This is a genomic window from Lentzea sp. (assembly GCF_035525475.1).
Taxonomy (GTDB): domain Bacteria; phylum Actinomycetota; class Actinomycetes; order Mycobacteriales; family Pseudonocardiaceae; genus Lentzea.
This window is the reverse complement of record NZ_DATLEC010000078.1, coordinates 46184-58351: the sequence shown is the minus strand read 5'-3', so window position 1 is coordinate 58351 and position 12168 is coordinate 46184. Positions and strand designations below refer to the sequence as shown.

16 protein-coding genes are annotated in these 12168 nt (G+C 68.6%); 10 read left to right on the top strand and 6 right to left on the bottom strand.

Features of this window, described 5'->3' with window-relative positions:
• Window positions 1–315 precede the first annotated feature (315 nt).
• Window positions 316–948 carry an O-methyltransferase gene (locus VM306_RS14225; RefSeq protein ID WP_325515114.1) on the bottom strand — a complete coding sequence of 211 codons (633 nt, stop codon included), beginning with the start codon at window positions 946–948 and terminating at the stop codon, window positions 316–318.
• 197 nt (window positions 949–1145) lie between these two features.
• Here VM306_RS14225 and sigE point away from each other — a divergent pair, with 197 nt between their 5' ends.
• From sigE to tatB, 4 genes are all read left to right on the top strand, one after another.
• Window positions 1146–1748, top strand: a complete 603-nt coding sequence (gene sigE / locus VM306_RS14220) for an RNA polymerase sigma factor SigE (protein WP_325515112.1) — start codon at window positions 1146–1148, stop codon at window positions 1746–1748.
• Complete coding sequence (locus VM306_RS14215) at window positions 1745–2278, top strand: zf-HC2 domain-containing protein (protein WP_325515110.1); 534 nt, start codon at window positions 1745–1747, stop codon at window positions 2276–2278. Before sigE ends, VM306_RS14215 begins: the two co-directional genes overlap by 4 nt.
• 65 nt (window positions 2279–2343) lie before the next feature.
• Entirely contained in the window at window positions 2344–3864 is a 1521-nt protein-coding gene (locus VM306_RS14210) for a S1C family serine protease (RefSeq protein ID WP_325515108.1), read from the top strand.
• A 17-nt stretch (window positions 3865–3881) separates the two neighbouring features.
• Window positions 3882–4256: a Sec-independent protein translocase protein TatB gene (gene tatB / locus VM306_RS14205; RefSeq protein ID WP_325515106.1), complete on the top strand. Its 375-nt coding sequence runs from the start codon at window positions 3882–3884 to the stop codon at window positions 4254–4256.
• Between the two features lie 74 nt (window positions 4257–4330).
• On the opposite strand, the gene VM306_RS14200 is transcribed toward tatB, so the two are convergent.
• The gene (locus VM306_RS14200; protein WP_325515104.1) at window positions 4331–5476 is read right to left on the bottom strand and encodes an Mrp/NBP35 family ATP-binding protein; all 1146 of its coding nucleotides are present in this window, start codon (window positions 5474–5476) and stop codon (window positions 4331–4333) included.
• Between the two features lie 103 nt (window positions 5477–5579).
• Between VM306_RS14200 and VM306_RS14195 the strand changes: the two genes are divergently transcribed.
• Window positions 5580–6047: a MarR family winged helix-turn-helix transcriptional regulator gene (locus tag VM306_RS14195; RefSeq protein WP_325515102.1), complete on the top strand. Its 468-nt coding sequence runs from the start codon at window positions 5580–5582 to the stop codon at window positions 6045–6047.
• Between the two features lie 17 nt (window positions 6048–6064).
• Window positions 6065–6442 carry an NUDIX hydrolase gene (locus tag VM306_RS14190; protein ID WP_414672379.1) on the top strand — a complete coding sequence of 126 codons (378 nt, stop codon included), beginning with the start codon at window positions 6065–6067 and terminating at the stop codon, window positions 6440–6442.
• On the opposite strand, the gene VM306_RS14185 is transcribed toward VM306_RS14190, so the two are convergent.
• From VM306_RS14185 to VM306_RS14170, 4 genes are read right to left on the bottom strand one after another with little or no spacing between them, the layout of a single operon-like run.
• Entirely contained in the window at window positions 6432–6917 is a 486-nt protein-coding gene (locus tag VM306_RS14185; RefSeq protein WP_325515098.1) for a DUF1003 domain-containing protein, read from the bottom strand. The genes VM306_RS14190 and VM306_RS14185 overlap by 11 nt on opposite strands.
• Window positions 6910–8163 (bottom strand): magnesium transporter MgtE N-terminal domain-containing protein, encoded by a 1254-nt coding sequence (locus VM306_RS14180; RefSeq protein ID WP_325515096.1) that lies wholly within the window; start codon window positions 8161–8163, stop codon window positions 6910–6912. Before VM306_RS14180 ends, VM306_RS14185 begins: the two co-directional genes overlap by 8 nt.
• A gap of 14 nt (window positions 8164–8177) precedes the next feature.
• Window positions 8178–9011: an aminoglycoside phosphotransferase family protein gene (locus VM306_RS14175; RefSeq protein WP_325515094.1), complete on the bottom strand. Its 834-nt coding sequence runs from the start codon at window positions 9009–9011 to the stop codon at window positions 8178–8180.
• Window positions 9008–9343, bottom strand: coding sequence for a hypothetical protein (locus VM306_RS14170; protein ID WP_325515093.1), 336 nt, complete (start codon window positions 9341–9343; stop codon window positions 9008–9010). The genes VM306_RS14175 and VM306_RS14170 overlap by 4 nt, the downstream gene beginning before the upstream one ends.
• Window positions 9344–9453: 110 nt before the next feature.
• Here VM306_RS14170 and VM306_RS14165 point away from each other — a divergent pair, with 110 nt between their 5' ends.
• The 4 genes from VM306_RS14165 (at window position 9454) to VM306_RS14150 (ending at window position 12167) form a co-directional block, all read left to right on the top strand.
• Complete coding sequence (locus VM306_RS14165; protein ID WP_325515091.1) at window positions 9454–10413, top strand: CoA ester lyase; 960 nt, start codon at window positions 9454–9456, stop codon at window positions 10411–10413.
• Between the two features lie 42 nt (window positions 10414–10455).
• Window positions 10456–11532, top strand: a complete 1077-nt coding sequence (locus VM306_RS14160) for an AAA family ATPase (RefSeq protein WP_325515089.1) — start codon at window positions 10456–10458, stop codon at window positions 11530–11532.
• Window positions 11529–11846: a DUF4276 family protein gene (locus VM306_RS14155; protein ID WP_325515087.1), complete on the top strand. Its 318-nt coding sequence runs from the start codon at window positions 11529–11531 to the stop codon at window positions 11844–11846. The genes VM306_RS14160 and VM306_RS14155 overlap by 4 nt, the downstream gene beginning before the upstream one ends.
• Before the next feature lie 144 nt (window positions 11847–11990).
• Window positions 11991–12167: a hypothetical protein gene (locus VM306_RS14150; protein ID WP_177220969.1), complete on the top strand. Its 177-nt coding sequence runs from the start codon at window positions 11991–11993 to the stop codon at window positions 12165–12167.
• The last annotated feature ends 1 nt before the right edge of the window (window position 12168 follow it).

Here is a 12168-nt window from a genome sequence, read left to right as displayed (position 1 = left end):
GCGTGCCCGCCGGGTCGCGGGCGTGCGGTCTCTTTGCGGGCGGCCTGTTCCTGTTGCGTGCTTCCACCCAGGGGCTCTGCCCCCGGACCCCCGGCAATCTGATCGGGGGGACCGCGCCGCTCGTGGGTTGATGGCACGCCTGGTGCTTTGGGCGGCTGCGCGTTGCGTAGGTGGTTGCGTCGCGGTGGGGTCCCCCTCACAAGGTGCACCAGGAGCGGCGAGTGCTGTGGCGCGACTCGTGACGGGGACCCCACCGCGCGGAGCTGCGCTCCGGTCGGCTCGGGCCGTCGGCCCTCGATTTGCCTTCGTCTTCGGCTATGGGCGCCTTGCGGCTACCAGCAGGCCGTCGCCCAGCGGGAGCATCACCGGCACCAGGCGGTCGTCCTCCTTGACGAGCCTCGCTATGTCTCGCATTGCCTGGGTCGACTCGTCTCGCTTCGTCGGGTCCACCACTGATCCGTGCCACAGGACGTTGTCGAACGCGATCACTCCGCCTGGGCGCAGCATGCGGACGCCGTGTTGTAGGTACTGCGGGTATTCGGGCTTGAAGGCGTCCACGAAGACCAGGTCGTACGCCGCGTCGGTCAGTCTTGGCAGCACGTCCAGGGCCTTGCCCATGATCAGGCGGGTGCGCGACGGGGAGATTCCTGCCGCCGCGTAGGCCTCGCGGGCTGCCCGTTGGTGTTCTGGGGCCACGTCTATCGAGGTCAGGATGCCCGACTTGGGCATTCCGGCCAGGAGGTACAGGCCGCTGGTGCCCGCGCCGGTGCCTACTTCCACCACCGCTCGGGCCTGGAGTGCGGTCGCCAGGAACCGCAGTGCGGCCCCTCCTCCCGCGCCGATGGGCACGCAGCCCAGTTCCTGGCCGCGTGCTCGCGCTGCCAGGTGCACGTCGTCCTCGGGGAGGTACTGCTCGACGTACTCCCGCAGGGCCGATTCCGGGGTCACGGGGTAGCAGGTTAGTGCCCGAGTGCCCAAAACGGGTGAACGTGGCCTGAACCGAGATTCTCAGGGTGCTCTCAGCCAGTTCTCACGATCGTTTAAAGGGAGCAGGAGAAGGTATGTAAGCAAGAAGCCAGGCTCTGGACGGGAACAAGCCGGACCCGTCGTCCGTTGAGCCGCACAAGGGTCGCCGGGCGGCCCACATGGAGGTGCCGAAACACCTGATGCGCACGCAGTCGAGTTCGCCGGAGGCAGTCGCGCCCATCGAGACGGCCGACTGGACGCCGCCTTCGTGGGACTCCATCGTCCGCGAACACGCGGACAGGGTCTACCGGCTCGCGTACCGCCTGACCGGCAACAAGCACGATGCCGAGGACCTGACGCAGGAGACGTTCATCCGCGTCTTCCGTTCTCTCGCGTCGTACAAGCCGGGCACCTTCGAGGGGTGGCTGCACCGCATCACCACCAACCTCTTCCTCGACATGGCCCGCCGTCGCAGCCGTGTCCGCATGGAGGCGCTGCCCGAGGACAACGACCGCCTCGAGGGTGACGACCTGTCCCCCGAGGAAATCTACGACGAGAACCACCTCGACCCCGACCTGCAGGCCGCGCTGGACGAGCTCCCGCCGGAGTTCCGTGCCGCGGTCGTGCTCTGTGACGTGGAAGGACTCTCCTACGAGGAGATCGGCGCCACTCTCGGGGTGAAGATGGGTACCGTGAGGAGCAGGATCCATCGGGGCCGCCAGGCTCTGAAGGCCGCTCTCGAGCGTCGTCGTCAGGAATCGTTGCTGGAGGACTCTGCATGACCGACCTCCGTGGTTGGGGCCTGCCTGAGCAGCACCTCTTGCCGGACGCCGTGGTCGCGTTCGTGGACGGGGAACTGTCCTCGACTGCCCACGAGCGGGCCTCTGCTCACATCCAGAGCTGTGGCTTCTGCGCGTTCGAGACCTACACCCAGCAGCAGGCGCGTGCCGCCGTGCGCACCGCCTCGGCGCCCACGGCGTCGGCGTCGTTGCTGGACAGGCTCGGCGCCATTCCGCAGGAGGTCGACCTGCCGTCCGCTCCGGACGGGCTCGCGATCACGGAGGACGGTCAGTTCGTCGCCGTGCAGCGCACGGACAAGCCCGCGTTCGGCTCGGGGCCGTTGCTGGGCTCGTCGAGACCCCTGGGCAGCAACGGCTGGTTCAGCGGCCGCCGTGCCCGTCAGGGTGCCGGTGTCGTCGTGAGCGGCATGTTGCTCAGCGCGCTCGCGTTCACCACGCCGGAGAGCGAGGCGCCGCCCGCGCCCGCCGTCGCCCCGCAGAACGCCGGCGCGGTCTTCGCGACCACCCCCTGACAGTCATTTCACTGTTCGTGAGGCACGCTGTAGTTCAGCACTCCTAGCGGAAAACTCGGGGAGAGATGAGCCAGCAGTCGCCCAACGGCCAGACGTCCACACCCGTTTCCGGAGTGGACGACGGAGCGCATCGCAGGCTCCGGCCACGGCCCCTGGTGCAGCCGCCGGTCGACCCCGCGTACGCGACCGCTTTCGGCCGCCCGGACGGGGTCCCCGGCGCCTTCGCCGCGCGTGACGTGCCCGTCACCTCCCTCCAGTCGGCACCGCCGCCTCCGGAGTCCCTCGTGACGGCCTTCGGCCGCCAGGGCTCGCGCGAGCTCCTGCAGCGCCCGCCGCAGCCCACGTCCGACCCGGACCCGGACATCGACCCGGTCTTCTGGGGCGGTGAGCCCGCGGGCGACCCGTGGCGCGATCCGGCCTCCGGAGCCGTGATCGGCCCGCCCGCCGTGGGTGAGGACTCGCCGCGCGAACCCGAGCGCAGGCAGGAGCCCGGCCCGCAGCTGAGCGTCCCGGAGATCCTCTTCGGCCGCCGCGTGAAGCCCACCGCCCTGGCGTTGCTGCTGACGGTCGCCCTGGTCCTGGGCGCGGTCGGCGGCCTGGTCGGCTGGCTGATCGGCCGCGCGGGCAACCCCCTGACCGACTCGACGGTCACGCTGGCCGAGGTCGCACAGGGCAAGGAACGCCCGGCGGGGTCCATCTCGGACATCGCCAAGCGCGTGACGCCCAGCGTCGTCTCGATCGAGTTCAAGGGCGCCAACGTCGCGGGCGTCGGCTCCGGCGTCGTCATCGAGGGCGGCGGCTACATCCTGACCAACGACCACGTCGTGGCCCCGGCGGCCCAGGACTCCTCGGCCAAGCTGAGCGCCGTCTTCACCGACGGCACCCGAGCCCAGGCCCGCGTGGTCGGCCGCGACCCGAAGACCGACCTCGCGGTCATCAAGGTCGAGGTCACCAACCCGACCGTCCTGCAGTTCGGCAACTCCGACGAGCTCGAGGTCGGTGACAGCGTGATCGCCATCGGCTCCCCCCTGCAGCTCTCCAACACCGTCACCGAGGGCATCGTCTCCGCCCTGCACCGCCCGGTCACGGCGGCGGGCGAGAACGGCGGCCCCCAGGTCACCTACGACGCGATCCAGACCGACGCGGCCATCAACCCGGGCAACTCGGGCGGCGCGCTGGTCGACTCGCGAGGAGCCCTGATCGGCATCAACTCGTCGATCCGCACCGAAACGGGCGGCTCGGTGGGCCTCGGCTTCGCGATCTCCGGCAACCAGGCCCGCAAGATCAGCCAGGAGCTGATCCGCAACGGTCAGGTCAAGCACGCGGACATGAACGTCAACGTGAAGTCCGTGTCCGCGGAAACCTCCGAAGGCGCCCAGGTGCAGAACGTCCCCTCGGGAGGCGCGGCGGCAGCAGCCGGCATCCAGGAGGGCGACGTGATCACGAAGGTCGGCAACCGCATGGTCCGCAACGCCGCCGAACTGGTCGTAGCGGTCCGCGAGCGCGAAATCGGCGAAACCGTGCAGGTAGTGCTGGCACGACAGGGCCGTGAACTCACGCTGGACGTCACACTGAAGAGCGACTGACAAGTAGGCTGGGGCCCGTGTTCGACAGCATCGGATGGGTAGAGATCCTCATCATCGTCGTGGCGGGTCTCTTCATCCTGGGCCCGGAACGCCTGCCGTCAGCGGCAGCCTGGCTGGGCAAGACCGCCCGCCAGGTCCGCGAGTACGCGACCGGCGCCCGCGAACAGCTCAAGCAGGAGATGGGCCCGGAGTTCGAGCAACTCCGCAAACCCCTGGAAGACCTGCGGGAACTGCGCAACTTCGACCCGAAGCGCGCGGTCACCAAGCACCTCTTCGACGACCCGGAGCCCACCAAGGCCAACGGCTACCCGACCCCACCGACCCCGCCCGCGCCGGAACAACGGCCGCTGGCACCGGGGGAGCGCCCGCCGTACGACCCGGACGCGACCTGAGGCCCTGACGACAAGGGGCCCTTCCCGGCTCACCAGGAGCGGGGAAGGGCCCCTTCTTCGTGTTCGGGAAAGTTCTAGCGGCCGGCGGGGGAGACGTTCAGCAGCCGCCCGGCCAGGCCGCGCGATCGCACGCTCAGCTTCGTCGCCACATCGGTCAGCACCTTGGCCGCCGCCGAGTCCGGCACAGCCTGAACGATAGGCGTCCCCGAGTCCCCGTTCTCCCGCAACCGAGGATCCAACGGCACCTGCCCGAGCAACGGCACCTCAGACCCGATGGCCTTGGTCAAGGACTCGGCGACAGCCGCGCCACCACCAGAACCGAAGATCTCCATCCGCGACCCGTCCGGCATCTCCAGCCAGGACATGTTCTCGATGACACCAGCGATCCGCTGCCGAGTCTGCAACGCGATGGACCCAGCCCTCTCAGCCACCTCAGCAGCAGCCTGCTGAGGCGTGGTCACCACGAGAATCTCGGCATTGGGCACCAGTTGAGCCACGGAAATGGCCACGTCACCGGTACCAGGCGGCAAGTCGAGGAGCAGCACGTCCAGATCCCCCCAGAACACGTCCGCGAGGAACTGCTGCAAAGCCCGGTGCAACATCGGCCCGCGCCACACGACAGGCGTGTTGCCAGGCGTGAACATCCCGATCGAGATGACCTTCACGCCGTGCGACTGCGGCGGCATGATCATCTTCTCGACCTGGGTGGGGCGGCCGTCCGCGCCGAGCATGCGCGGGATCGAGTGGCCGTAGATGTCGGCGTCGACGATTCCGACGGACAGGCCGCGCGCGGCCATCGCCACGGCGAGGTTCACGGTGACCGAGGACTTGCCCACGCCGCCCTTGCCGGACGCGACGCAGTACACGCGCGTCAGCGAGCCCGGCTGGGCGAAGGGGATGACCGGCTCCTCGGCTCCGCCGCGCAACGTCTTGCGGAGCTCGGTCCGCTGGGCGTCGCTCATGACGTCCAGGTCGACGCGCACGGACGAGACGCCTTCGAGCGCCGACACCGCGGCGGTCACGTCGGACGTGATCTTGTCGCGCATGGGGCAGCCGGCGACGGTCAGGAAGACGCCCACGACCACGGCTCCGTCCGCACCGACCTCGACGTCCTTGACCATGCCGATCTCGGTGATCGGACGGCGGATCTCCGGGTCCTGCACGCCGGAGAGCGCCTTGCGGACGTCCTCGACCGTGGGGAGGGGCTGCGTGGTGGTCACCGATCCATGCTACGTCCGGATCGTCCCCGTCCTACCGGCCGGTCACTTTCCAGCACAGGGCCAGGTCGTAGCCGATGGGGAGCTGTCCGTAACATCGACGCCCGTGCCGGAATCGGGTAGTTCCCGGTTGCCCACCCGTGTCGAGCTAGGGGTGTGGCGATCGTTCCTCCGCGCGCATGCACGGATCACGAGGGTCCTCGAGGCCGAACTGATTGCTGAGCAGCGCCTTTCGCTCGCGGCGTACGACGTGCTGGTCCAACTGGCCGAGACGCCTTCCCTGCGCATGCGCATGACCGAGCTGGCCGACGCCGTCCTGCTGTCCCGTTCTGGCGTGACCCGCCTGGTGGACCGGCTGGAACGCGCGGGCCTCGTCGGACGCGAACGGGCCGACGGTGACGGACGCGGCATCGTGGCCGTGCTCACACCGCTCGGCGCCGAACGTCTGCGCAGTGCCTCCACCACCCACCTCGCCGGCGTCGCCGAGCACTTCGGGGAGAGCTTCGGCCCCGGTGAGCTCGAGACCTTCGGGCGCACGTGCGACCGCCTGGCCGCGGACGACCTGTACCCGTGATCGTGGTGGTGGGACTCGTGCACGTCGAGGCTGGCCGCCTCCTCGTTGTGCGCTCACGCAACAAGAAGGCCTTCTACCTCCCCGGCGGCAAGATCGAACCCGACGAGACGCCCGTCGAAGCGCTTCGCCGGGAGGTCCGCGAAGAGCTCGGAGTCGAGCTCGAGGCACCAGCTGAACTCCAGCGCTACGTCGCCCCGGCCTACGGCGAGGGTGCGGGCGCGATGGTCGACATGACCTGTTTCACGGCACGGCTCCAGGGCACCCCGCGGCCGACGAGCGAGATCGCCGAACTGACCTACGTGACGCGTGACGAGTACCGCGAGCACGCCGAGACCGCTCCCGCGATCCACGACGTCCTGGACGACCTGGTCGCGAGCGGACTCGTCACGGCCTGACCTTCTTGCGGTTGTTCTGCTCCTTCACGAGCTTCTCCAGCTCGTTGCGGATGAAGTCGCGCGTCGCCACCTCGCCCAGCGCCAGCCGCACCGCGGCCAGCTCGCGGGCCAGGTACTCGGTGTCCGCCTTCGTCTGCGCCGCCCGCGCCCGGTCCTCCTCCAGCGACACGCGGTCCCTGTCGTCCTGCCGGTTCTGCGCGAGCAGGATCAACGGCGCGGCGTAGGCGGCCTGCGTCGAGAACGCCAGGTTCAGCAGGATGAACGGGTACGGGTCCCACCGCAGCGACACCGCGACGAGGTTCACCGTGATCCACGCGACGACGAGCAGCGTCTGCCAGAACAGGAACTTGCCGGTTCCGAGGAAGCGCGCGAGCCGTTCGGAGAGCTGGCCGAACGTGTCGGGGTCGATCGAGAAGCGGAAACCCCGCGGTTCGCGCGGCAGGTCGAGTCTGCGCCGCGGCAGCAGTTCAGGCATGGCTCAGTCCCGTCTCGCGCCAGTTGTTCGGCAGCAGGTGGTCCAGCACGTCGTCCACGGTGACGGCGCCGAGCAGGTGCTCTGACTCGTCGAGCACCGGGGCGCACACCAGGTTGTAGGTGGCGAAGTAGCGCGTCACGTCGCTCAGCGAGGCGTTCGGCGGCAACCGTGCCAGGTCGGTGTCGAGCACTCCGGCGACGAGGTCGAACGGCGGTTCGCGCAGCAGCCGCTGGATGTGCACGCAGCCGAGGTAGCGGCCGGTCGGCGTCGCGGAGGGCGAGCGGCACACGAAGACCATCGACGCCAACGCCGGCGTGAGGTCGGGATTTCGCACTCGTGCCAACGCTTCCGCGATCGTCGCGTCCGGTGTGAGGATGATCGGCTCCGGTGTCATGAGACCACCGGCGGTGTCGAAGGAGTACTCCAGCAGCCGGCGGACCGGTTCGGACTCCTCGGGTTCCATCAGAGCGAGCAGCCGGTCCTTGGTGCCCTCGGACAACTCGCCGAGCAGGTCCGCCGCGTCGTCCGGGTTCATCGCCTCCAGGACGTCCGCGGCGCGTTCCTCGTCCAGGTGCGACAGGACGTCCTTCTGGTCCTCTTCGGACAGTTCCTCGATGACGTCCGCGAGCCGCTCGTCGTCGAGCGCGTCCGCGACCTCGTGGCGGCGCTTGGGCGGCAGCTCGTGCAGCGCGTGCGCGACGTCGGCCGCGCGCATGCCCTCGAACACCGCGACCAGCTGCTGCGCGCCCTGCGGCTGGCCCGCGATCTCGTTGACGCCCAGGCCGCCGACGTCCTCCCAGTCCCACACCTGGACCGGGCCCTTGAGGCTGAACCGGCCGGTGCGCTCCCGCCCGGCGACGCGGACCATGCGCCAGTCGCGGGTGCGGGTGAGCTCCATCGCGGCGTCCACGACGACCGCGGTGCCGCCGTCGTCGAGCTGGATCTTGGCGTCGAGCAACTCGCCGATCACCAGCACCTCGTTGACGCGCTGGTGGAACGGCCGCAGGTTCACCGACCCGGTCGCGAGCGTCACCGCGTTCGGCTCGATGGAGGTGAGCCGCAGCATCGGCACGAAGATCCGCCGGCGCGTCACCAGCTCGACCACCATGCCGAGCACGCGCGGCGGTTGCCGGTCGATGCGGAGGCTGATCACGACGTCACGTGCCTTGCCGATGGGTTCTCCATCAGGCCCGAACACGGGTAGTCCGGCCAGCTGAGCGATGAAAACCCGGTTCACAGACACCACAGGACCAGGCTAGATCAGGTCCGGGCCGCCCACAGCGTGATCTCGCCGCAGATCACTGCCATGTCCGCGAGATCCTCCTCCAGGCACCAGATCCAGTTGGCCACGGCCCGCTGCAGCGTCCAGTCGCGCGCCTTCGCCACGTCGAGCTCGCCCGCGTCGCAGACGGCGAGGAACCGGTCGGTGAGCCCCCTGCGGCCGTCCAGCTCGTCGAACCTGTTCCACAGCAACGGGATCACGCAGTACTCGGGATCACCGGACAGCGGCTTCGGGTCGATCACCAGCCACGGTTCGCGGTCGCCGCGCAGCACGTTCTGGTAGTGCAGGTCCTCGTTGACGAGCGTCGTGCCCATCGGCCGGGTCCCGGCCTCACGGGCCGCGTCGAGCAGCTTCGCGGGGATGGCTGGGTGGTCTTTCAGCTCGTTCCGGAACCGGCGGATCTCGTCGGGGGCCTGGATCCCGCGGTGGCGGCGCAGCAGGTCGCCGATCACGCCGATGGCGAGGTCGAGCGGCTCGTCGTCGAGCGAGTGCTGGTCGAGGCGTTCCAGCAGCAACGCGCCCAGCTCCTCGTCGTGGCCGAGCAGCTGGACCGCGCCGTTGCCGTCGTAGAGCCGCAGCGCGAGCGGTTCGTGCTCGGTCTCCTCGTCGATCCAGGTCAGCTTGAGCACGGCGGGATGCCCGTCGGGGCGGCGGACCGGGAGCACGACGGCGCAGAAGCCGTTCATCAGCGCGCCGTCCGGAGTGAGCTGCCAGCGCGCGCAGGCCTTGGTGGCGAGCTTCGGCAGCTTCGCGACCCACTCCGGCGCGCCTTCGCCGAGCTCGGCGCCGAAACCGTCCGGCACGGTGATCATGCGCTGAACTCCAGGCGGTACACCGCATCCCACTCCGGCTTGGTGTTGAGGCGCGCGGTTCTCAGGGCTTGCGCCGTCTCCTCGTCGGGCTCGGTCAGCTGCGCGGTGGCCTTCGCGTCGATGAGGTGCGAGTGCGTGCTGGGGGAGCGGACGGTGACGGTGACCTGTGCTCCGTCGGTCAGGGGCGCCTGCGGTTCGGTGCCGCCGCTGATCACCCACAGCGCGTCGTCACGCCAGTGAGCGTGCACGAGACGTGGTTCATGACCGGGTGAGGTGATCCAGACAGCCGCCGCTTTCCGCAGCGCCGCGTCGAGTACTCGGGTGATCTCCACCGGTTCAGCCTGCCAGGCTTTGTGAGACGGGACTCAGCGAATATGCGCCCGGAGATGATGCGTGCCACTGTGGCGCTCATAGTTACCGGCCGGTACAAGGAGGTACTCCAGTGGTCGACCAGCAGCGTTCCCGTCGCTCGTGTCTGGCGGTCCCCGGCTCGAGCCAGAAGATGATCGACAAGGCCCGCACGCTGCCGGCGGACCAGGTGTTCCTGGACCTGGAGGACGCCTGCGCCCCGCTGGCCAAGCCGGACGCCCGCAAGACCATCGTCGCGTCGCTCAACGAGGGCGACTGGGGCGACAGGACCCGAGTCGTGCGCGTCAACGACTGGACGACGGAGTGGACCTACCGCGACGTCACCGAGGTCGTCGAGGGCGCCGGCGCGAACCTCGACTGCATCATGCTGCCGAAGGTCCAGACGCCGGAGCAGGTCGTCGCGCTCGACTTCCTGATCACCCAGATCGAGAAGACGATGGGCTACGAGGTCGGCAGGATCGGCATCGAGGCGCAGATCGAGAACGCCCTGGGCCTGAACAACGTCAACGCGATCGCCACCGCGTCCCCGCGCGTCGAGACGATCATCTTCGGCCCGGCCGACTTCATGGCGTCGATCAACATGAAGTCGCTGGTCGTCGGCGAGCAGCCGCCCGGCTACGACGTCGGCGACGCCTACCACTACATCCTGATGCGGATCCTGATGGCCGCGCGTGCCCACGACAAGCAGGCCATCGACGGCCCCTACCTGCAGATCCGCGACGTCGAGGGCTACAAGCGCGTCGCCGGCCGGTCCGCGGCGCTGGGCTTCGACGGCAAGTGGGTGCTGCACCCCGGCCAGATCGACGCGGCCAACGAGGTCTTCAGCCCGAAGCAGGACGACTACGACCACGCCGAGAACATCCTCGACGCCTACGAGTACTACACGTCCGAGGCGGGCGGGAAGCGCGGCGCGGTCATGCTCGGCGACGAGATGATCGACGAGGCGTCGCGCAAGATGGCGCTGGTGATCTCCGGCAAGGGCCGCGCGGCGGGCATGTCCCGCGCGAACGTGTGGACGCCGCCGGAGGATTGATCAATCCGGCCTTCTGTCGGCCGTGCGCCGTAAGGTGAGCGCATGGCCGACAGGGAGCTGAAATCCATCGGGATCGACGGGTTCACGTCGATCCGCTCAGCATCCGTCACACTCGGCCGGATCAACGTGCTGGTCGGGCCCAACGGTGCCGGTAAGAGCAACTTCATCCGGGTGTTCGAGCTGCTCGGGCGGATCGTGGACGACGAGCTCAACCTCTTCGTGGGCCTCAACGGCGGCGCCAACACGCTTCGCAACTCGGCCATGGGGCACGTGACTGTGGCCGTGCACGGTGACACCTCGTACAAGGCCACGCTGGTGCCGGCCGCGCGAGATGAGCTGATCTTCGAATCCGAGTGGATCGGCCACCTGAACCGTGGTCAGGAGATCGGCCGCGGTCATCGCGAGACCAGGCTGCACGAGTACGTCCCTGTGCCTGAGGGCGAGGACTCGATCGCCGAGCCGGTGGTGGATCTCCTCCGTGGATGCCGTGTTTTCCACTTCCACGACACGAGTGCCAACGCGCCCGTCAAAAGCCTGGTGTCGACAGCGGACAACCTCTCGTTGAGGAATGACGCCGGCAACGTCGCCGCGGTGCTGCTGGCGTTGCGCGAGGCCGACCACCCGGCTTACCGGCGGATCGTCCGGACGATCCGGTTGGTGGCACCGTTCTTCCGCGACTTCGTCCTCGAACCCGAGCGGAATGATCTGATACGGCTCAGGTGGCGGCAGAACGAGTCGGATCTCGTGTTCTCGGCGAACCAGATGTCCGACGGCACTCTGCGGTTCATCTGTCTGGTCACGCTCCTGCTGCATCCCCGGCTGCCTTCGCTGGTCGTGCTCGACGAGCCGGAGCTGGGGTTGCACCCCTGTGCGATCGTTCAGCTGGCGAGCCTGCTCAGGCAGGCGGCAATGCGCAGCCAGGTGCTCATCGCAACCCAGTCGGTGACGTTGATGAACCAGTTCGCGCTGGACGAGCTGATCGTTGTCGAGCGGCAGAACGGTGCTTCCGAGTTCGGACGGCGTGATCCAGCGCAGCTGCAGGACTGGCTTGCCGAGTACTCGCTGGGTGAGCTCTGGGAGAAGAACGTCCTCGGCGGCAGGCCGAGCGGGAACTCATGAGTCACGTCTGTCGCAGCCTGCACCTGCTTGTCGAAGGGCAGACAGAAGAGGCCGTGGTCAACACCGTGCTGAAGCCGTACCCGGAGTCTCTCGGCTGGTGGGTCTCGGACCGGTTGACAGCCGACGAGCAAGCGGCTGGTGGGCCGGAACTCGTGAACGACGGTCCGACGACCGCTCCGTCCAAACGGATCCTCCGGTACTGCCCTGGCTACATGAAGACGTCTGACGGGCCGATCGCCATCGAGGATCTCGGAGTGACCGCGCTTCGGGCACGTTGCCCGCACCTGGACGACTGGCTCCGCTCGCTCGAGTAGCTGTCACGGATTGTGCGTCATTTCACCCTCGATGTCACCGGACGTGTTCGACCGTCACGGGTTGCAGTCAAAATGGGTGAGGTGACGCACAATCCGTCACCAGGGTTTGCGATCTCGCCCCCGTGCAGGGGCATGCTCTGGGGCATGTCACGTTCGAGTAACGGCAAGGCGGGCAGGCGGTTGCGGCTCTTCAAGCGCCGCGAGGACGACCTGCTCGAGCGCAGCTTCCGCAGCTGCCCCGGATGCGCCGCCGATGTCCACGTGTTCGCCGATGTCTGCCGCCACTGCGGTGGCGCCCTGGAGATCGCCCTGGCGGGCTGAG